Origin of the sequence: Paracraurococcus ruber (assembly GCF_004353985.1) — a bacterium.
GTDB lineage: Bacteria > Pseudomonadota > Alphaproteobacteria > Acetobacterales > Acetobacteraceae > Paracraurococcus > Paracraurococcus ruber.
In genome coordinates this window covers 41996-59704 of the sequence record NZ_SMOA01000011.1, presented here as the reverse complement: position 1 = coordinate 59704, position 17709 = coordinate 41996, and the positions used below count along the sequence as shown (strand labels likewise).

Sequence of the window (17709 nt, the reverse complement as noted above, 5' to 3'; positions counted from 1 at the left end):
GTGTTCCACCCGCCTGGGCCGGCGCGACCAGCGCCAGGCCGGGCGCCGGCCCCGGCGCGCCGAACAGCAGGGTTTGCAGCTTCACGCCCAGCAGCAGCGCCATGCTGGCCAGCAGCGCCGGCAGCAGCCGCGGCCGCACCGGCAGGGCCGGCAGATGCGCGGCGAGGCTCATCGGCCACGCCCCAGCGCCCGCAGCAGCGCGCGTTCCGCCTGGCTGCGGCCGGCCTCGGCGGCCGGGGCGAAGGCGGGCGTGGCCGGCGGGTCCGCAGGCGGCAGGTCCTGCGCCAGCGGCCGGGCGGCGCTGACCAGCGCCTCCAGCCGGTCGGCCAGGCTTTCGGCCCGCTCCACCAAGTAGCGAAGGTCGTCGCGCAGCGGCTCGGCCACCGCCAGCCGCTCCGCCAGCTGCCGCCCGCCGCCCTCCGCCGCGGCGCGCAGCCGGATGGAGGCGGCCTCGGCCATCCGCGTCGCCTCGGTCAGGTTGCCGGCACTGCCTTCCAGCACCGCGCGGTCGCGCCGCACCGCCGCCAGCGTGCGTTCCAGCCGCACCACCAGGGGCAGCGCCACCGCCAGCAACACCATGACGGCGATCTCGAGCAGGCCTTCGATCCAGCCCATCCTCACTCCTCCGCCTGGCGGCGCACTTCGCGCGCGATCCGCACGGCCAGCCGGTTCTCCCGCCGGCCGAGCTCGGCCTGGAAGAGCGGGATGTCGCCGCAGCGGAGCATCACCGGCGCCCCCGGCGCGGCGTTCAGCGTGATGCGGTCGCCCCGCTGCAGGGACATGACATTGGCCAGCGGCATGGTCTGCTCGTCGAGCACGACGTCGAGCGCCACCTCGGTGTGGCGCAGCTCCTCGGCCAGGTGCGTTTCCCAGATCGAGTCGCGGCCGAATTTCTCGCCCATGAACTGCTGCAGCAGCAGCTCGCGCACCGGCTCCAGCGTCGCATAGGGCAGCAGCAGCTCGATCTTTCCGCCGCGATCCTCCATGTCGACGCGCAGGCGGGACAGGATGCAGGCGTTCGACAGGCGGGAGATGGCGGCGAAGCGCGGGTTCACCTCCAGCCGCTCGAAGCGGAAATGCGCCGGGCTCAGCGGGCTGAAGGCGTCCGACAGGTCCTGCAGGACCACGGTGATCAGCCGCTCGACCAGCGTCCGCTCGATGGTGGTGTAGGGCCGGCCCTCGATGCGCATCGCCGCGGTGCCGCGGCGGCCGCCCAGCAGCACGTCGACGACCGAGTAGATGAGCGCGGAATCGACGACGATCAGGCCGTAATTGTCCCACTCCTCCACCTTGAACACCGCCAGCATGGCCGGCAGCGGCACGCTGTTCAGGTAGTCCCCGAAGCGGAGCGAGACGATGCTGTCGATCGACGCCTCGACGTTGTCGGAGGTGAAATTGCGCAGCGACGTGGACAGGATGCGCACCAGCCGGTCGAAGACGATCTCCAGCATCGGCAGGCGCTCGTAGGATACGAGGCCAGCGCTGACGACGCGCTGGATGCCGGACTGGTCTTCCTGCTTCGCCCCGCCGCCGCCGAAGCCGAGCAGGCTGTCGATCTCGGCCTGGTTGAGCACGCGCGCGGCATCGGGCGCGGCCGCGGCGTCACCCGCCCCGCCCGTCTCCTCGGCCTCGAGCGACGCGCCCCAGGCGGCCGCGAGGTCGTCTTCCTCCTGCGAGCCGCTCATTGCAGGAGGATCTCGGTGAACAGGACATCGGTGACGCGGGCCGGCGCGGCGGCCAGCGTGGCGCGGGCGATCAGCTCCTCCCGCAGGCGCTGGGTGCCGGCGCTGCCGCGCAGCTCCTCGGGCCGCATCTCCCGCAGATAGGTTGTGTAGAGGTCGAGCAGGCGCGGCATCGCCGCCTGCACCGCCGCCGTGTCCTCGGGCTTCGACAGCTCCAGCTTGCTGCGCAGCCGGATGAAGCTGGCGCGCCGGCCGGGGGTGTTCAGGTTGGCGACGATCTCCGGCATGTCGAAGAACACCGGCGGCCGGGCCGGCGCCGGCGCCGGCGCGCCGTTCGCGGCGGCCTGGGCGGCGTCGCCCTCCTTCGCCGCCGCCTCGGCGTAGGTGTCGTGCCCCTTGCCGAGCAGCTTCGGCAGGATGCCGGTGAACCACAGCCCGGCGCCGATGGCGGCCAGCAGCACGGGCACGGCCAGCAGCAGCAGCTTGCCCTTCCCGCCCTTCGGCTTCGCCTCATCCCCCGCGGGGGTGTCCGCCTTCGCCTCCGCCTTCGACGCCATCGCTGTCCCGGCCCTCCGCCGGCACTCTGTGCGGGGCCGGCTTAAGGAAGGCTTGCGGGCGGGGCGGCGGGACGCGGGCCGGGCGGCAGGCCCCGCCGCCCGGCCGGCAGGACCTGCCGCCCCCGGCAGGGATCGCCCCCCGTCCGGCGCCCGTTCCCCGGGGCCGGGGTTGGCACGGCGGTTGCTCTAGCCCTTCCGGCACGCCGCAACGGCGACGTGATCCGGCGCCAGGACGGCGCCGCCAAAACGGCCTTCCCGGAGGGCAGGGCATGGACACCCCAGGTTACGTCATCCTCTCCCGCCTCGGGTCGCAGCTGCGGGCGACCCAGGTGCTGGCGAACAACCTGGCCAATGCCGACACCCCCGGCTTCCGGGCGCAGCGCCCGGTCTTCGGCAGCGTGCTGCAGCGCCAGCCCGACCCGGCGCTGCAGGGCAGCACGGCCTACAGCATCGACCGCGCCACCTGGCGGGACAGCGCGCCGGGCACGCTCTCGGCCACCGGCAACCCGCTCGACGTTTCCCTGCGGGGGGAGGGCTTCTTCGTGGTCGAGACCCCGGGCGGCGAGGAGCGCTACACCCGCGCCGGCCGCTTCGCCCTCTCGGCGGAGGGGCGGCTGCTCGACCTCGACGGCAATGCCGTGCTGGGCGCCGGCGGGCCCCTGGTGGTCGGCCCGGCCGACACCCGCATCGAGGTCCAGGGCGACGGCACCGTCCGGTCCGAGAACGGCGTGCTCGGCCAGCTTCGCGTGGTGCGCTTCGACGCGCCGCAGAAGCTGCGGGCCGAGGGCGACCGGCTGTTCGCCGCCGACGAGACGCCGCAGCCGGTGGCGCGGCCGGAGGTCGTGCAGGGCACGATCGAGGGCAGCAACGTCCACCCCGTGCTCGAGATGGTCCGCATGACCGAGGAGCTGCGGGAGTTCCAGAACGCCGTCACCTTCGCCGACCGCGAGGGCGAGCGGCTGCAGACCGCCGTCGACCGCATCCTGCGCCGCCGCAGCTGACGACCTCGCCTCCGCCTTACCCGACCCCATCGCCCCCGAGGACCCCGAACGATGCGTGCGCTGCAGATCGCCGGCACCGGCATGATGGCCCAGCAGACCAATGTCGAGGTGATCTCCAACAACATCGCCAACATGAGCACCACCGGCTACAAGCGCCGGCGGGCCGAGTTCAACGACCTGCTCTACCAGAACATGCGCCGCGTCGGCTCGCAGAGCTCGGAGAACGGCACGATCCTGCCCTCGGGCACGCAGATCGGCCTCGGCGTCAAGACCTCGGCGATCTACCGGATCAGCGAGCAGGGCAGCCTGCAGCAGACCGAGAACCGCTTCGACCTGGCGATCCGCGGCAACGGCTACTTCCAGATCCAGCTGCCCTCGGGCGAGATCGCCTATACCCGCGACGGCACCTTCGGCCTGTCGCCGGAAGGCCTGGTGGTGACCGCCGAGGGCTTCCAGGTGCTGCCCGGCATCACCATCCCGGCCGCGGCGCGCGACGTGACCATCAATGCCGCCGGCGAGGTGCTGGCCAAGCTGGACGGCCAGCTCAACCCGCAGAATGTCGGGCAGATCCAGACCGCCATCTTCGCCAACGAGGGCGGGCTGGAGGCGATCGGCGACAACCTGCTGCTGGCGACGCCGGCCTCCGGCCAGGCGCAGATCGCGGCGCCGGGCCAGCCGGGCCATGGCCAGCTGCTGCAGGGCTTCATCGAAAGCTCGAACGTCAACGTGGTGCAGGAGATCACGTCGCTGATCACCGCGCAGCGCGCCTATGAGATGAACAGCAAGGTCATCACCGCGAGCGACGAGATGCTCTCGACGCTGTCGCGGATGCGGTGAGCCGGGCGATGCGCGCGCTGCGGCTTGTCCCGCTGCTCCTCCTCGCCCTGTCCGCCGCGCCCGCCGCGGCGCAGGACCTGGCCGGCCCGCGGCCGCTGGTGGTGGTGGAGGATCCGGTGCTCCGCCTCGGCGACCTGTTCGAGGGCGCGGGGCCCCGCGCCGCGCAGGCGATCGGCGCCGCGCCGGCGCCGGGCCGGCGCATGGTGATCGAGGCGCCGCAGCTCGCCGCCGTGGCCCGGGCGCATGGCCTGGCCTGGCGGCCGGTCTCGGCGCAGGAGCGCGCCGTGGTGGAGCGGCCGGGCCAGCCGGTGCCGCGGGACGAGATCGTCGCCGCGCTGCGGGCGGAGCTGCTGCGGCAGGGCCTGGATCCGGAGGCGGATCTCGAGCTCGGCCCCTATGCCGCGCCGATGGTGCCGCTGGGACCGCCGGCCCGGCTGGCGGCGGAAGCTGCGAGCTTCGACCCGGTGACCGGCCGCTTCGGCGCGACGCTGGTGGTGATGGCCGACGGCATGCCGGTGCTGCGCCAGCGCCTGGCCGGGCGCGCGGTGGCGACGCTGCCGGTGGTGGTGGCGACGCGCCGGCTGAACCTCGGCGAGGTGGTGCGGCCGGGCGATGCGAAGCTGGCCCGGCAGCGGGCGGAGCGCGTCCGTCCCGGCAGCGCCGAGCGCCTGGAGGAGGTGGTGGGGCAGCAGCTGCGCCGGCCGATGGCGTCCGAGGCCGCCTTCCTTCGCGCCGATGTCGCGCCGCCCTCGCTCGTCGAGAAGAACGCGCTGGTGACCATGCTGGTGGAAGCGCCGGGCATCGCGCTGACCGCGCAGGGACGGGCGCTGGATGCCGGGCCGCGCGGCGGCGTGGTGCCGGTGATGAACCTCGCCAGCCGGACGGTGGTGGAAGGGCAGGTGGTCGGGCCAGGGCGGGTGCGCGTCGCCATGGGCGCGGCACCGCTGCGGGTGGGAGGGGGCGAGTGATGCGCGCGGTGCTGCTGGCGGGCTGCGCCCTGCTGATGGCCGGTTGCGGCCAGCTCGAACGCCTGTCGCGCGTCGGCCGGGCACCGGAGATGTCGGCGGTGACGGACCCGACCGCCGATCCGGCCTGGCGCCCCGTCTCCATGCCCATGCCGGGGCTGCAGGACCCGACGCAGGGGGCGAACAGCCTGTGGCGGCCGGGCAGCCGCACCTTCCTGCGCGACCAGCGCGCGGCCGCAGTCGGCGACCTGATCACCGTGCTGGTCTCGATCCAGGACGAGGCGCAGCTGCAGAACCGCACCCAGCGGGCGCGCACCGGCAACGACGCCATGGGCATGCCGCAGCTCTTCGGCGTGCAGACGCGCTGGCTGCCGCGGGCGGCGAGCCCGGACACGCTGATCAGTGCCTCCGGCAGCCAGACCACGGATGGCAACGGCACGGTCCGCCGGACGGAGACGGTGACGCTGCGCCTGGCGGCGACCGTCACCCAGGTGCTGCCGAACGGCAATCTGGTGGTGTCCGGCAAGCAGGAGGTGCGGGTCAGCAACGAGCTGCGGGAGCTGAACGTCCAGGGGGTGATCCGCCCGCAGGACATCGCCAGCGACAACACCATCCGGCACGACCGGCTGGCCGAGGCGCGCATCGCCTATGGCGGCCGCGGCACCCTCTCGGACCTGCAGCAGCCCCGCCTGGGCTCGCAGCTCCTCGATATCCTCCTGCCCTTCTGACCCGAGGTTTCCAAAGGCCCTTCGGCCTTTGGTAGGGGGAGTGCGAGGGGGACGGCGTCCCCCTCGCCTGGCGGCTATCGCAGTATCCGGCGGATGAGGAGCGCGAGCCCCACGGCCATGACGGCCAGCAGCCCCGGGACCCAGCCGATGGGCGCCAGGCCGAGCAGCGCCGGCAGCGTCCCGGCGCCGAGCGTCGCCGCCGCCACCTGGAACCCCACCGCATGGGCCGCCGCGGCGGCGCCGAGGCGCGCCGGCGTGCGTGCCATCAGCGTCGGGTAGAGCGGCGCCAGCGCCACGGCGAGCAGCGCCGCGCAGGCGATGCCGGCGCCGCCCGGCAGCAGCGCGAAGCCGGCCGAGAACAACGCGGAGGCCAGCACCGCCCGGAGCACCAGCCGGTCCGGCCCCATCCGGTCCACCACGAAGCCCAGCACGACGCGGCCGATGGCGAGCGAGGCCCAGAACAGCGTGGTGGCGGCGCCGGCCGAGGCCGGGTCGGCGCCGCGCGATTCGACCAGGATGGTGGCGAGCCACTGGCCGGTCCCCGCCTCCACCCCGCAATAGAAGAAGAAGGCCAGCGCCTGCCGCCGCGCCTGCGGGTTGCGCAGCACGGCGAAGGCGGACAGGCGCGGCCCCCCGGCCTCGGCCGCCGGGCCGCCCCAGCGCGACCGGGTCAGCAGGAAGCCGAGCGCCAGCGCCGCCAGCGCCACCCCGACCACCGCATAGGCCGCCCGCCAGGATGCGCCGGTGGCCAGCAGCCCGGCCGCCACCGCCGGGCTGAGCGTGGCGCCGACGCCCCAGCAGGCATGCATCCAGTTCAGGTGCCGCGGCGCGAAGCGGGCGGCGGCGAAGAGGTTCATGGCGGCATCCACCGCCCCGGCGCCGAGGCCGGAGAGCAGGGCGAGAGCCACCAGCACCGGCCAGGGCGGCGCCGTCGCGGCGCCGAGGGCGGCCAGCGCGGTCAGCCCGACGCTGAGCGCGAGGACCCCACCGGTGCCGAGCGCCTGGATGGCCCGGCCGGCGACCAGGCTGGCCATCATGGTCCCGGTCGAGACCGCCAGCAGCAGCGCGCCGAGCGCCGAGGCCGGCAGCCCGTAATCCGGCCGCAGCACGGGCCAGAGGGCGCCCGGCAGCGGGTCCGGCAGGCCGAGGCCGATGAAGGCGATATAGGCGAAGGCGAGCAGGCTCATGCGCCGGCGCGCCCCCCGCGCCGGCCGCCGCGCCGGGGCAACGCGCCCTAGCTCCCGACCTTCAGCGTGCTGGTCAGCCCGCGCAGGCAGGCGAGGATCGACAGCGGGGTGATCTTGCCGGTGCGCGGGTTCTCCTCGCTCGGCACGTTCTCGATCGTCATGGTCAGCCGCGCCGATGCCGCCTCCACCTTGATGGTGTGGGTGTTGCGCGTCACCGTCGGGTCGCCCCAGATCTCGACCATCGTGCGCTCCGGCCCGATGCCGGCCAGGGCCAGGGCGGCGGCGACGTTCACATTCGCGGGGAAGCCGCGCGCGGCGTCGAAGGCATTGCCCTGGAAGACGATGGTCGGCTCGCGGATCGCGAAGACGTCGATCCCGTTCTCGACCAAGTAGGGCGCGCCTTCCAGCCCGCGCGGCGGCTTGCGGGTCTGGATGGTGACGCTCGCCACCTCCCCCTCCGCCGCGGCGCGCACGGCGTCGAGGCCGAGCAGCGCGCCGGTCGGCACGACGATCCGGGCACCGGTCTCCCGCGCCCGCGCCACGAGGTGCATGCGCGGCAGCAGGGCGCCGACGCTGCTGGGGACGAAGATGCGGCCACGGGCGATGGCGGCCTCGGCGATCTGCTCGAAGACCGCGGCCGGCGCCGCCTCCACCACGATGTCGGCGCGCTCCGCCAGTTCGGCCAGGCCGACCAGCGCCGGCGCCTGGCGGAAGCCGGCCAGGGTCCGCCGCGCCTTCTCTTGGTCCCGCGCCGCGACGGCGACGAGGCGCAGGCCCTGCACGCCGGCATCCAGCGACCGGGCCAGATGCGCCCCGATCGCGCCCAGGCCCCCGATCGCCACCGTCAGTTCCGCCGCCATGCCCGCCTCCGGCCCTGTGTGTTCCGGGCCGCGGTTAGCAGAAGCCGCCGCCAAGGACTACGCCGGGTTGGGAACCAAGGGGCAGCGCCGGCGCTATCCGCAACGACCGGCCATCGACGCGGGTCTGCAACAGTTCGAGGAGATCCCCAGCCATGCACGCCTCCCCCCTGCTGCGCGGTCTCGCCGCCGCGGCGGTGCTGACCACGCTCGCCGCCTGCGACAACACGCGCGACGGCACCCGCGGCAACCCGCCCAGCACGGCGCTGCAGCGTGCCTATGACCGCGCCACCGACAGCCCGCGCACCAGCGCCGACGGCACCGGCAACAACCCGTCCGGCACGGCGGCGGAGCGGGCGCTGGACCGGGCGGCGGGCACCAACACCTCGGGCGCCTTCCCGGCGCAGTCCGACGGCACGCGCGTGAACCCGCCGGGCACGGCGGCCGAGCGGGCCTATGACCGGGCGACGGGGTCGAACACCTCGGGCGCCTATCCGCGGAACCGGTAACGCAAAGGCAGCCGGGGGAAGGCACTTTCCCCCGGCACCCCCTTCGCCTTCCGTGAGTCGTCAGACCACCGGGCTGCGGCCGCCATCCACGTTGATCGCCGTTCCCGCGATGTAGCCGCCGCCCTCCGAGCACAGGAAGAGCGCGGTGGCGGCGAATTCCTCGGCCTTGCCGTAGCGGCCCATGGGGAGGGAGGCACCGAGCTTGCCCAGCCACTCCTCGTAGCTCTCATTGGTCTTGGAGGCCGCGTGGCGGCGGCGATGCTGGTCGCTGTCGATCAGCCCGACCAGCAGCGCATTCACCAGGATGCCGTGCTTCGCGCCCTCATTCGCCTGCACCTTGGTCAGCGCCATGCCGGCGGCGCGGGTGACGGCGGTCGGCGCACCCTCGGCCGGCGGGGCCTTGGCGCCGGTGTTCAGCACATTGACGATGCGGCCCCAGCGCCGCGCCTGCATCCCCGGCCAGGCCAGCCGCGCCAGCCGGATGGCGGCAAACAGCTTGAGGTCGAGGTCGTTCTGCCAGAGCGCATCGGTGACCTCGAGGAAGGGGCCGCGCTGGCTGGTTCCGGCATTGTTGACGAGGATATCGACCTGACCCAGCGCCTGCACGGCGCCGGCATAGGCGGCCTCGCAACCCTCGGCCGTGCTGATATCGGCGGCGATGGCGGCCACCTTCGCGGCCGGCGCGGCGGCGCGGATGGCGGCCTCGGCCTCGGCCAGCTGCGCCGCGTTGCGCGCGACGATGGCCACCGCCCCGCCCGCCTGCGCGAAGGCCCGGGCGATGGCCAGGCCGAGCCCCTTCGACCCGCCGGTGATCAGCGCGGCGCGGCCATCGATGCGGAGTTCCATGGTGACGTTCCCCCTGCGTTGCGCGGCCATCCTGCCGGCACTGCGGAACGGGGGAAAGGAGGGGTGGTGGGGCGACCAACGGGACTCGAACCCGTGACATCCAGGACCACAACCTGGCGCTCTACCAACTGAGCTATGGCCGCCACACGGCCCGGGCGGCTGGCGCCCGGGCGGCGGGAGATAGGGCTAGCCGGCGGCCGCCGTCAACTGCCGGCCGGCCCGGCTCGCCACCCAGGCGCGCAGCCGGGCCAGCGCCTCGTCCAGCACCGCCTCCCCCTTGCAGAAGGCGAAGCGGGCATAGTGGCCGGGCGCGTCCTGGGATGCGTAGAAGGCCGTCACCGGGATGGCGGTGACCTTCGCCTCCTCGGTGATGGCGCGGCAGAAGGCCACGTCGTCGCCATTGAAGCCCAAGGGGGCCATGAGCGGCCGGAAATCTGTGGTGATGAAGTAGCTGCCGCGCGTCTCCAGCACCCCGAAGCCGATCTCGGCCAGGCCCTTCGCCAGCCGGTCGCGCCGCGCCTGCAGGCTGGTGGACAGGCCGGCGAAGTAGGCATCGTCCTTCATCAGCCCGACCGCGACGCCACGCTGCAGGTTTGGGGGAGTGGTGAAGGTCAGGTTCTGGTGCGCCTTAGCGACGTTCGGCGCCAGGCTGCGGTCGCAGGTGATGTAGCCCACCTTCCAGCCGGTCAGGCTGAAGGTCTTGCCGGCGCTGCCGATCCGCATGCAGCGCTCCCGCATGCCCGGCAGCGTCATCAGCGGGATGTGCGTCCAGCCGTCGAAGGTGAGGTGCTCATAGACCTCGTCGCAGATCGCGTAGCAGTCATGCTTCGCAATCAGGTCGGCAAGGAAGGCGAGCTCGGCGCCCGTGAAAACCTTGCCGGTCGGGTTCATCGGCGTGTTGAACAGGATGGCCTTGGTCTTCGGCCCGAAGGCGGCCGCCAGGTCGGCCCGCGGCAGCGCCCAGTCCGGCGGGCTCAGCCGGACGAGCCGCGGGATGGCGCCCAGGAGCTTCACCACCGGCAGGTAGGTGTCATAGAGCGGCTCGATCAGCACGCATTCGTCGCCGGGGTTCAGCACCGCCATCAGGCAGGCGGTGATCGCCTCCGTGGCGCCGGAGGTGACGATCACCTCGGCATTCGGGTCCGCCTCCAGCCCGTAGAAGCGGCGGTTGTGGGCGGCCACGGCCTGCCGCAGTTCCGGCACGCCGGTCAGCGGCGGGTACTGGTTGCGGCCGTCCCTCAGCGCCGCCGCCGCGGCGTCGATCACGTCCTCAGGCCCGTCATAGTCGGGGAAGCCCTGGCCGAGATTGATCGCGCCGTGCTGCACGGCCAGCGCCGACATGACGGTGAAGATGGTGGTGCCGGTGGCCGACAGCAGGCTGTTCTGGGGCTGCATTCCGCCCTTGCCCTTCCGCGAAGCAGGTGTACGGGGCGCCGGTCGCCAGGGCCTGGCGCGCGCGGAACGATCCCCCCGGGGGTGGGGCGGCATAATGGGTATGGCCCCCCGTCGCCGCAAGCGGTGGAGGATTCGTCATCTGCCCCCGGCTTGGGCAAATTGCCGCCCGGCAAGGCGGCTGCGGGCCAAAAACCCCGGGATTTCGGCCCGAGGCCCGATTGAAGCCCTGGCACGGCCCGTGCAAAACACCCGCGGCCGGCACCGCCAGGACAGGCGGCTGAGGTCGAGGAGGAAGCGTCATGCCGGGACTGCTTCGGATTGAAGGCCATCCCCGGAACGCAAAGCGGAGCCGATGAAGAAGATCGAGGCCATCATCAAGCCCTTCAAGCTCGACGAGGTGAAGGATGCCCTGCACGAGATAGGCCTGCAGGGCCTCACCGTGGTGGAGGCGAAGGGCTTCGGGCGCCAGAAGGGCCATACGGAACTCTATCGCGGCGCCGAATATGTCGTGGACTTCCTGCCCAAGGTGAAGATCGAGGTCGTCTGCACCGACGACCTGGTGGACCGCGCGGTGGAGGCGATCCAGCAGGCGGCCCGCACCGGCCGGATCGGCGACGGCAAGATCTTCATCTCCGACATCCAGGAGGTGATCCGCATCCGCACCGGCGAACGGGGCGAGGACGCGGTCTAGGCCACGCCGCCGGCCCGCCGCGACGGGCCGGCGCGATCGGTCATCGGGCAGATCCCGGCCTGCGGATCTGCCCTTCGGGACACGCCGCGGCCGGGACAAGCCCACGGCCCGCGGCGGCAAGCCCGGGCCCGGCGCCGCCGGAAAGGCGGGGCGGGGCGCGGGTCGCGGCGTGCGCCGCGGCAGGGGGCGAAGGGGGGTTCCGCAAGGGGCCCCGGGACCAGTCAGGGGACAGGACAGACGACATGGCAGATAAGGCAGCCGCCATCTCCAAGGTGATGGAGATGATCAAGGAGCACAGCGTCGAATACGTCGACTTCCGCTTCACCGACCCGAAGGGCAAGTGGCAGCACACGGCGCAGCACGTCTCGACCGTCGACGAGGACAGCTTCACCGACGGCATCATGTTCGACGGCTCCTCGATCGCCGGCTGGAAGGCGATCAACGAGTCCGACATGATCCTGATGCCGGACCCCGAGAATGCCTGCATGGATCCGTTCTCGGCCAAGCCGCAGCTCATCCTGTTCTGCGACATCATCGAGCCCTCGACCGGCCAGATGTACTCGCGCGACCCGCGCAGCACGGCGAAGCGCGCCGAGGCCTACCTGAAGAGCACGGGGATCGGCGACACCGCCTTCTTCGGCCCCGAGGCCGAGTTCTTCGTCTTCGACAGCGTGAAGTTCGGCACCGGCGGCAATTTCGGCCATTACAGCCTCGACTCGGTCGAGGGCCCGGGCGCCAACATGAAGGACTACCCGGAAGGCAATATGGGCCACCGCCCCGGCGTGAAGGGCGGCTACTTCCCGGTCGCGCCGGTTGATTCCGAGCAGGACCTGCGCGCCGAGATGCTCTCGACCATGATCGAGATGGGCGTCCCCGGCGAGAAGCACCACCATGAGGTGGCGCAGTCGCAGCACGAGCTGGGCACCAAGTTCGGCCCGCTGGTGCAGCAGGCCGACTTCATGCAGATCTACAAGTACTGCATCCACAACGTCGCCCACAGCTACGGCAAGACCGCGACTTTCATGCCGAAGCCGATCTACGGCGACAACGGCAGCGGCATGCACGTCCACCAGTCCATCTGGAAGGACGGCAAGCCGGTGTTCGCGGGCAACGGCTATGCCGACCTGTCGGAGACGGCGCTGTACTACATCGGCGGCATCATCAAGCACGCCAAGGCGCTGAACGCCTTCACCAACCCGCTGACCAACAGCTACAAGCGGCTGATACCGGGCTTCGAGGCGCCGGTGCTGCTGGCCTATTCGGCCCGCAACCGCTCGGCGTCCTGCCGCATCCCCTACGCGACCAGCCCGAAGGCGAAGCGCGTCGAGGTCCGCTTCCCCGATCCGGGCGCGAACCCCTACCTGGCCTTCGCCGCCATGCTCATGGCCGGCCTCGACGGCATCAAGAACCGCATCCATCCGGGCGACCCGATGGACAAGGATCTGTACGACCTGCCGCCCGAGGAGCTGAAGGGCATCCCGACCGTCTGCGGCTCGCTGCGCGAGGCGCTCGGCGCGCTCGAGGCCGACCACGAGTTCCTGCTGGCCGGCGACGTCTTCACCAAGGACCAGATCGAGTCCTATATCGAGCTGAAGTGGAGCGACGTGTACCGGTTCGAGCACACGCCGCACCCGGTCGAGTTCGAGATGTACTACTCGGTCTGAGCCGCCGCGGCTCGGGCCACAGGGGCCGCCGGCGGGACCCGCCGGCGGCCTTTTTCCTGCCTTCCGGCCATGGCAACCAACCGGGCCCTGACCGGTTTGGAGGCGTGATGTACCTGCTCGCCATCCTCCTCCCGCCGCTGGCGATCCTCTTCGCCGGCCGTCCCTTCCAGGCTGTGGCCAACGGGCTCCTCTGGGTCCTCGGCCTCGTGCTGCTGCTGCTGCCCTTCGTGCCCGGCCTGCCGCTGCTGGGCGTGGCGATCGTCTGGGCCATCCTGGCGGTCCGCGGCCGCCAGCAGGACGCCCGCGACCGCCGGCTGGTCGACGACGCCCTGGCCCGCGACCGCGCCCGACGGGGCTGAGCCGGTGGCGCGTGGCCTCTACACGCTGGGCACACTGCTGGTGCTGTTCGGCCTGCTCGCCGCCTGGACCGGCTGGGATGCGCTGCTCTGGCTGCCCGAGGCGGCGGTGGCCGCTGTGCGCCGCAACCCGGAGACCTATGGCGTCGTCGCCCTCGGCATCGCCCTGATGCTGCTGGCACGGCTGCTGGGCCGGCGCGGCTGAACCCGAGGTTTCCAGGGGCGCTGCGGCCCCTGGCGGGTCAGGGCCCATCCCGATCGGGTGCAACCACCTGATCGGGTCAAGAGGCTCGTCGCTTCAAGCGACCGGAGCGGCTGCCGCGAGCCATGGCGAACGGCAACCGCTGCAGGGTCCGGCAAAGGACGCACCCGTCCCCGGCATCATGCAGCGCGCTGCGCCTGCTCCCACCCCAACTCGGCGATCGGCCGCGCGAGCTTCCCGTTCGCCTCGGCATCCTCGCCCGCCGCCGTGCCGTCCAGCACGCGCCTGGCGATCCCCTGCATGATGGCCGCCAGCCGGAACAGGTTGAAGGCGACGTAGAAGTCGAGCGCAGGGAAGCCCGCGCGCCCGGTGCGCCGGCAATAGGCCGCGACGTAGTCCTCCTCTGCCGGGATCCCCAGCGCCGCCAGGTCGCTGCCGGCAAGGCCGCGGAACAGCCCGGGCGGGATGCGCCAAGCCATGGCGTTGTAGGCGAAATCGGCCAGCGGGCTGCCCAGCGTCGAGAGTTCCCAGTCCAGCACCGCGACCACGCGCGGCTCGGTCGGATGGAAGACCAGGTTGTCCATCCGGCAATCGCCATGCACCACGGACACGGCCGGGTCGTCGGCGGCGGCGAGGCGTTCCGGCAGCCAGGCGATCAGCCGCTCCATCGCCTCGATCCGCCCGGTCTCGGACGCGCGGTACTGCTTCGTCCAGCGCTCGATCTGCCGCGCCATGTAGTTGCCGGGGCGGCCATAGTCGCCGAGGCCGATGGCGGCCGGGTCCAGGCTGTGCAGCCGGGCCAGCGTGTCGTTCATGGCGTCGAACAGCGCCCCGCGCTCCTCGCGCGGTAGGCCGGGCAGGCGCGGGTCGAAGAAGATGCGCCCCTCGACGAACTCCATCACGAAGAAGGGCGTCGGCAGCACGCCGGGGTCGTCGCAATAGCCATGCACGCGCGGCGCCGGCAGCCCGGCCGCCTGCAGCGCGCCGATGACGCGGTATTCGCGGTCCACCGCATGGGCGGAGGGCAGCAATTTCCCGTCCGGCTTGCGCCGCAGCACCAGGTCGCCCGATGCGGCGCGGATCCGGTAGGTCGGGTTGGACTGGCCGCCGGACAGGCGATCGAGCGTGAAGGGGCCGTGGAAGCCCGGAACGTGGCGGGCCAGCCAAGCGCCCAGCGGCGCGGTGTCGAACTCCATCCGTGTCTCCCTTGCGGCCGGCGACCGGACGGGGGCTCGGCAAGGTCCCCACGGCGCGCCACGCCATGGCTGCCGCCGCCCCTCCCGGCCCCTCCCCGCCAAGGGCCGAAAGGCCCCTGGAACCCTCGACCCTGGAGCGGCTTCCGTTCGCCACGGCTCGCGGCAACCGCTCTCGTCATCTGGCACTACGAGCATCTTCACCCGATCAGGTGATGCCACCTCATCGGGATCTGCTCTAGCGGTGCTTGCGCAGTTCCAGCCTGGCGATCTGGGCGCGATGGACCTCGTCCGGGCCATCGGCGAAGCGCAGCGCGCGCGCCAGCGCATAGCCATAGGCCAGCGGGAAATCATCCGACAGGCCGCCGCCGCCATGCGCCTGGATCGCCCAGTCCAGCACGCGGCAGGCCATGCTGGGCGCCACCACCTTGATCATGGCGATCTCCGCCCGCGCCTCCTTGTTGCCGACCGTGTCCATCATCCAGGCGGCCTTCAGGGTCAGCAGCCGCGCCTGGTCGATCAGCATGCGCGATTCGGCGATGCGCTCCAGCGTCGTGTCGTAGTCCGAGATGCGCTTGCCGAAGGCCACGCGCGACTGGGTGCGGCGGCACATCAGTTCCAGCGCCCGCTCCGCCAGGCCGATGAGGCGCATGCAGTGGTGGATGCGGCCGGGGCCGAGGCGCCCCTGCGCGATCTCGAACCCCCTTCCCTCGCCCAGCAGCATGTTCCCGGCGGGCACGCGGACATTGTCGAACACCACCTCGGCATGGCCGTGCGGCGCGTCGTCATAGCCCATGATGTTGAGCATGCGGACCACGCGGATGCCCGGCGTGTCGCGCGGCACCAGGATCATGCTCTGCTGACGGTGGCGGTCCGGGTTGTCCGGGTCGCTCTTGCCCATGAGGATGAGGATGCGGCAGCGCGGGTCGCCGATGCCGCTGGTCCACCATTTCCGGCCATTGATGACGTAGTGGTCGCCGTCGCGGGTGATGCGCGTCTCGATATTGGTGGCGTCGGAGGAGGCGACCGCCGGCTCGGTCATCGCGAAGGCGCTGCGGATCTCGCCGGCCAGCAGCGGCTCCAGCCAATGCTTCTTCTGCTGCTCGGTGCCGTAGCGGACCAGCACCTCCATGTTGCCGGTATCGGGGGCGGAGCAGTTCAGCGCCTCCGGCGCGATCATGCTGCGGCCGAGGATCTCGCAGAGCGGCGCGTAGTCCAGGTTGCTCAGCCCGGCGCCGTATTCGCTCTCCGGCAGGAACAGGTTCCACAGGCCGGCCGCGCGGGCCTTCGCCTTCAGCGCCTCCATGACGGCGGTGGGCTGCCAGCGGTCGCCGGCGGCCACTTCCTCGGCGAAGCGCGCCTCGGCGGGGTAGATCTCCTCCTGCATGAAGGCCTGCAGGCGGGCCTGCAGGTCCCGCACGCGGGGCGGGAATTCGAACTCCATTGGCGCTTCCCCGTCGTCCTGGCCGTGGGCGCAGGATGCGCCAGAGCGGCCCGCCCCGCCAGATGCAGGCGCGGCAGGGCGCCCGACCGGCCCCGGCGCCGCCCCGGCCGCGCCCGGCGCCGCGAGGCTGCCTCGTCCCCCGGTTCGCCCAGGCGCCGGGCGCGGCCGGTCCCTCGCCCGGTCGCGGGCCATGCCGGCCGGCCATGCGGGGGCGCCATGGCCACGATGCGTGTCCGCGGGCCGCACCTCAGCGCGGGATGAGGCGGAAGAGCGGCCGGTGGTCCGGCTGCGTCGTCGTCACCGCCACCGGCAGCACCGGCCGGTCCGTCACCAGCGCCACCCGCCAGCGCCGCACCAGGCCGGCCAGGGCGATCATCGCCTCCGCCATGGCGAATTGCGCGCCGATGCAGACCCGCGGGCCGGCGCCGAAGGGCAGATAGGCGAAGCGCTCCGGCGCCGGCGCGCCGGGCAGGAAGCGGCGCGGGTCGAAGGCCTCGGGCGCCTGCCACAGCCGGCGATGCCGGTGCAGCACCCAGGGCGCGATCAGCACCACGTCGCCGCGCCGCAGCCGCGCCCCAGGCACCTCGTCGGCCTCGATCGCCAGCCGCGCCAGGGTGAAGGCGGGCGGGTAGAGCCGGATCGCCTCCTCGATCACCGCGCGGGTGACCGGCTGCTCCGCCGCGCCGGCCTCCGCCGCCACGCGGTCCTGCCAGCCCGGCGCCTGCGCCAGCAGCACGCAGCACCAGAACAGCGCCAGCGCCGTCGTCTCATGCCCGGCCAGCAACAGGGTCGCCACCTGGTCGCGCACCTCGGCCGGGGAGAATGCGCGGCCGGTCTCCGGGTCGCGCGCCGCCAGCACCAGGTCCAGCAGGTCCCGCGGCCCGTCCGCCCGCGGTTCCGCCTGCCGGGCGGCGACGATCTCCGCCACCAGCGCCATCCAGCGCCGGCCGATCCGCCGGCGCGGCAGGTCCCAGGGCGTCGGCACCGCGGGCGGCAGCAGGATGTCGGGCAGATGGACGCCGGCATGGCGGCCATAGGCGTCCAGCAGCGTCCGCAGCCTTCCGCGCCAGCGCGCCATGCCGAGCGAGACCATGCTGCGCCCGGCGATCTCCAGCGCCAGGCCCTGGGTGACGCCGAGCAGGTCGACCGGTGCCCGCGCATCCAGCGCGCCGAGGACATCCTCGGTCGCGGCGTGGATATGCGGCAGCAGCAGCGCCACCGCACGCGGGGCGAAGGCGGGGGCCAGGGTGCGCCGCTGCAGGCGCCAGGCCGCACCCTCGCTCAGCACCAGGCCCTGGCCGAGCAGCGGGCCGAGCACGCGCAGGGTGGCGGGCGTGCGTCGGTAGCGCTCCGTCGCCTCCACCAGCACGTGCCGGATGGCGGCGGGGTCGTTCAGCAGCAGGCTGCGGCGGCCGAGGAAGGGGCGCTGGTAGACTGCATCCTCATAGGCGCGGCGCGGCCAAGTGGCTGGGACGTTGCGGCGGAACAGGCGGAGTTGCGCCAGGATGCCGGGCGCCGCCGCCGGCACCGGCGGCGCCGGCGGCAGGAATGCGGCGGGGAAGGCGTCGGCCAGGGCGTCGCTCGGGGTCATGCCA

19 protein-coding genes and 1 tRNA gene are annotated in these 17709 nt (G+C 72.8%); 9 read left to right on the top strand and 11 right to left on the bottom strand.

Annotation, left to right across the window (positions count from 1 at the left end; all coding sequences use genetic code 11):
* Positions 1-168 precede the first annotated feature (168 nt).
* Genes E2C05_RS04615 through E2C05_RS04605 form a run of 3 tightly spaced genes read right to left on the bottom strand, consistent with a single transcriptional unit; the run spans position 169 to position 2239 of the window.
* Positions 169-615, bottom strand: a complete 447-nt coding sequence (locus E2C05_RS04615) for a DUF6468 domain-containing protein (RefSeq protein WP_133218428.1) — start codon at positions 613-615, stop codon at positions 169-171.
* Between the two features lie 2 nt (positions 616-617).
* Positions 618-1685, bottom strand: coding sequence for a flagellar motor switch protein FliM (fliM, locus tag E2C05_RS04610; RefSeq protein ID WP_133218427.1), 1068 nt, complete (start codon positions 1683-1685; stop codon positions 618-620).
* Complete coding sequence (locus E2C05_RS04605) at positions 1682-2239, bottom strand: flagellar basal body-associated FliL family protein (RefSeq protein ID WP_133218426.1); 558 nt, start codon at positions 2237-2239, stop codon at positions 1682-1684. Before E2C05_RS04605 ends, fliM begins: the two co-directional genes overlap by 4 nt.
* A gap of 269 nt (positions 2240-2508) precedes the next feature.
* On the opposite strand from E2C05_RS04605, the gene flgF reads away from it, so the two are divergent.
* From flgF to flgH, 4 genes are read left to right on the top strand one after another with little or no spacing between them, the layout of a single operon-like run.
* Positions 2509-3240, top strand: coding sequence for a flagellar basal-body rod protein FlgF (gene flgF / locus E2C05_RS04600; protein ID WP_133218425.1), 732 nt, complete (start codon positions 2509-2511; stop codon positions 3238-3240).
* Between the two features lie 51 nt (positions 3241-3291).
* Positions 3292-4077: a flagellar basal-body rod protein FlgG gene (gene flgG, locus E2C05_RS04595; RefSeq protein WP_133218424.1), complete on the top strand. Its 786-nt coding sequence runs from the start codon at positions 3292-3294 to the stop codon at positions 4075-4077.
* Between the two features lie 8 nt (positions 4078-4085).
* On the top strand, positions 4086-5045 hold the full coding sequence (gene flgA, locus E2C05_RS04590) for a flagellar basal body P-ring formation chaperone FlgA (RefSeq protein WP_133218423.1): 960 nt from the start codon (positions 4086-4088) through the stop codon (positions 5043-5045).
* Positions 5045-5770 (top strand): flagellar basal body L-ring protein FlgH, encoded by a 726-nt coding sequence (flgH, locus tag E2C05_RS04585; RefSeq protein ID WP_133218422.1) that lies wholly within the window; start codon positions 5045-5047, stop codon positions 5768-5770. The genes flgA and flgH overlap by 1 nt, the downstream gene beginning before the upstream one ends.
* A gap of 74 nt (positions 5771-5844) precedes the next feature.
* On the opposite strand, the gene E2C05_RS04580 is transcribed toward flgH, so the two are convergent.
* The gene (locus tag E2C05_RS04580) at positions 5845-6957 is read right to left on the bottom strand and encodes an MFS transporter (RefSeq protein ID WP_133218421.1); all 1113 of its coding nucleotides are present in this window, start codon (positions 6955-6957) and stop codon (positions 5845-5847) included.
* A gap of 47 nt (positions 6958-7004) precedes the next feature.
* Positions 7005-7817, bottom strand: coding sequence for an aspartate dehydrogenase (locus E2C05_RS04575; protein WP_133218420.1), 813 nt, complete (start codon positions 7815-7817; stop codon positions 7005-7007).
* Between the two features lie 152 nt (positions 7818-7969).
* Here E2C05_RS04575 and E2C05_RS04570 point away from each other — a divergent pair, with 152 nt between their 5' ends.
* On the top strand, positions 7970-8323 hold the full coding sequence (locus tag E2C05_RS04570) for a hypothetical protein (RefSeq protein ID WP_192912413.1): 354 nt from the start codon (positions 7970-7972) through the stop codon (positions 8321-8323).
* Positions 8324-8383: 60 nt separating this feature from the next.
* Here the strand turns inward: E2C05_RS04570 and E2C05_RS04565 are convergent, their stop codons facing one another.
* From E2C05_RS04565 to E2C05_RS04555, 3 genes are all read right to left on the bottom strand, one after another.
* Positions 8384-9169 carry an SDR family oxidoreductase gene (locus E2C05_RS04565; RefSeq protein ID WP_158291952.1) on the bottom strand — a complete coding sequence of 262 codons (786 nt, stop codon included), beginning with the start codon at positions 9167-9169 and terminating at the stop codon, positions 8384-8386.
* Between the two features lie 67 nt (positions 9170-9236).
* Positions 9237-9312 (bottom strand) — tRNA-His (locus E2C05_RS04560).
* 43 nt (positions 9313-9355) lie between these two features.
* Positions 9356-10564, bottom strand: a complete 1209-nt coding sequence (locus E2C05_RS04555; protein ID WP_133218418.1) for an aminotransferase — start codon at positions 10562-10564, stop codon at positions 9356-9358.
* A gap of 352 nt (positions 10565-10916) precedes the next feature.
* On the opposite strand from E2C05_RS04555, the gene E2C05_RS04550 reads away from it, so the two are divergent.
* The 4 genes from E2C05_RS04550 (at position 10917) to E2C05_RS04535 (ending at position 13480) form a co-directional block, all read left to right on the top strand.
* On the top strand, positions 10917-11255 hold the full coding sequence (locus E2C05_RS04550; protein WP_133218417.1) for a P-II family nitrogen regulator: 339 nt from the start codon (positions 10917-10919) through the stop codon (positions 11253-11255).
* Positions 11256-11497: 242 nt separating this feature from the next.
* Positions 11498-12919, top strand: a complete 1422-nt coding sequence (gene glnA, locus E2C05_RS04545) for a type I glutamate--ammonia ligase (RefSeq protein ID WP_133218416.1) — start codon at positions 11498-11500, stop codon at positions 12917-12919.
* Between the two features lie 107 nt (positions 12920-13026).
* Positions 13027-13278, top strand: a complete 252-nt coding sequence (locus E2C05_RS04540; protein ID WP_200305731.1) for a hypothetical protein — start codon at positions 13027-13029, stop codon at positions 13276-13278.
* A 4-nt stretch (positions 13279-13282) separates the two neighbouring features.
* Positions 13283-13480 carry a hypothetical protein gene (locus tag E2C05_RS04535; protein ID WP_133218414.1) on the top strand — a complete coding sequence of 66 codons (198 nt, stop codon included), beginning with the start codon at positions 13283-13285 and terminating at the stop codon, positions 13478-13480.
* Between the two features lie 176 nt (positions 13481-13656).
* Here the strand turns inward: E2C05_RS04535 and E2C05_RS04530 are convergent, their stop codons facing one another.
* The 3 genes from E2C05_RS04530 to E2C05_RS04520 form a co-directional block, all read right to left on the bottom strand.
* The gene (locus tag E2C05_RS04530) at positions 13657-14673 is read right to left on the bottom strand and encodes a phosphotransferase (protein WP_133218413.1); all 1017 of its coding nucleotides are present in this window, start codon (positions 14671-14673) and stop codon (positions 13657-13659) included.
* 235 nt (positions 14674-14908) lie between these two features.
* Positions 14909-16114: an acyl-CoA dehydrogenase family protein gene (locus E2C05_RS04525; RefSeq protein ID WP_133218412.1), complete on the bottom strand. Its 1206-nt coding sequence runs from the start codon at positions 16112-16114 to the stop codon at positions 14909-14911.
* Between the two features lie 247 nt (positions 16115-16361).
* Entirely contained in the window at positions 16362-17705 is a 1344-nt protein-coding gene (locus E2C05_RS04520) for a cytochrome P450 (RefSeq protein WP_133218411.1), read from the bottom strand.
* Between the last annotated feature and the right edge of the window lie 4 nt (positions 17706-17709).

Bases quoted from the DNA above. Each gene is read 5' to 3' on its own strand.
- E2C05_RS04580 (WP_133218421.1), bottom strand. From the start codon at position 6,957: ATGAGCCTGCTCGCCTTCGCCTATATCGCCTTCATCGGCCTCGGCCTG.
- E2C05_RS04530 (WP_133218413.1), bottom strand. From the start codon at position 14,673: ATGGAGTTCGACACCGCGCCGCTGGGCGCTTGGCTGGCCCGCCACGTT.
- E2C05_RS04540 (WP_200305731.1), top strand. From the start codon at position 13,027: ATGTACCTGCTCGCCATCCTCCTCCCGCCGCTGGCGATCCTCTTCGCC.
- E2C05_RS04605 (WP_133218426.1), bottom strand. From the start codon at position 2,239: ATGGCGTCGAAGGCGGAGGCGAAGGCGGACACCCCCGCGGGGGATGAG.
- E2C05_RS04615 (WP_133218428.1), bottom strand. From the start codon at position 615: ATGGGCTGGATCGAAGGCCTGCTCGAGATCGCCGTCATGGTGTTGCTG.
- flgF (WP_133218425.1), top strand. From the start codon at position 2,509: ATGGACACCCCAGGTTACGTCATCCTCTCCCGCCTCGGGTCGCAGCTG.
- flgA (WP_133218423.1), top strand. From the start codon at position 4,086: ATGCGCGCGCTGCGGCTTGTCCCGCTGCTCCTCCTCGCCCTGTCCGCC.
- E2C05_RS04550 (WP_133218417.1), top strand. From the start codon at position 10,917: ATGAAGAAGATCGAGGCCATCATCAAGCCCTTCAAGCTCGACGAGGTG.
- E2C05_RS04570 (WP_192912413.1), top strand. From the start codon at position 7,970: ATGCACGCCTCCCCCCTGCTGCGCGGTCTCGCCGCCGCGGCGGTGCTG.
- flgG (WP_133218424.1), top strand. From the start codon at position 3,292: ATGCGTGCGCTGCAGATCGCCGGCACCGGCATGATGGCCCAGCAGACC.
- E2C05_RS04520 (WP_133218411.1), bottom strand. From the start codon at position 17,705: ATGACCCCGAGCGACGCCCTGGCCGACGCCTTCCCCGCCGCATTCCTG.
- E2C05_RS04525 (WP_133218412.1), bottom strand. From the start codon at position 16,114: ATGGAGTTCGAATTCCCGCCCCGCGTGCGGGACCTGCAGGCCCGCCTG.
- E2C05_RS04555 (WP_133218418.1), bottom strand. From the start codon at position 10,564: ATGCAGCCCCAGAACAGCCTGCTGTCGGCCACCGGCACCACCATCTTC.
- flgH (WP_133218422.1), top strand. From the start codon at position 5,045: ATGCGCGCGGTGCTGCTGGCGGGCTGCGCCCTGCTGATGGCCGGTTGC.
- fliM (WP_133218427.1), bottom strand. From the start codon at position 1,685: ATGAGCGGCTCGCAGGAGGAAGACGACCTCGCGGCCGCCTGGGGCGCG.
- glnA (WP_133218416.1), top strand. From the start codon at position 11,498: ATGGCAGATAAGGCAGCCGCCATCTCCAAGGTGATGGAGATGATCAAG.
- E2C05_RS04575 (WP_133218420.1), bottom strand. From the start codon at position 7,817: ATGGCGGCGGAACTGACGGTGGCGATCGGGGGCCTGGGCGCGATCGGG.
- E2C05_RS04565 (WP_158291952.1), bottom strand. From the start codon at position 9,169: ATGGAACTCCGCATCGATGGCCGCGCCGCGCTGATCACCGGCGGGTCG.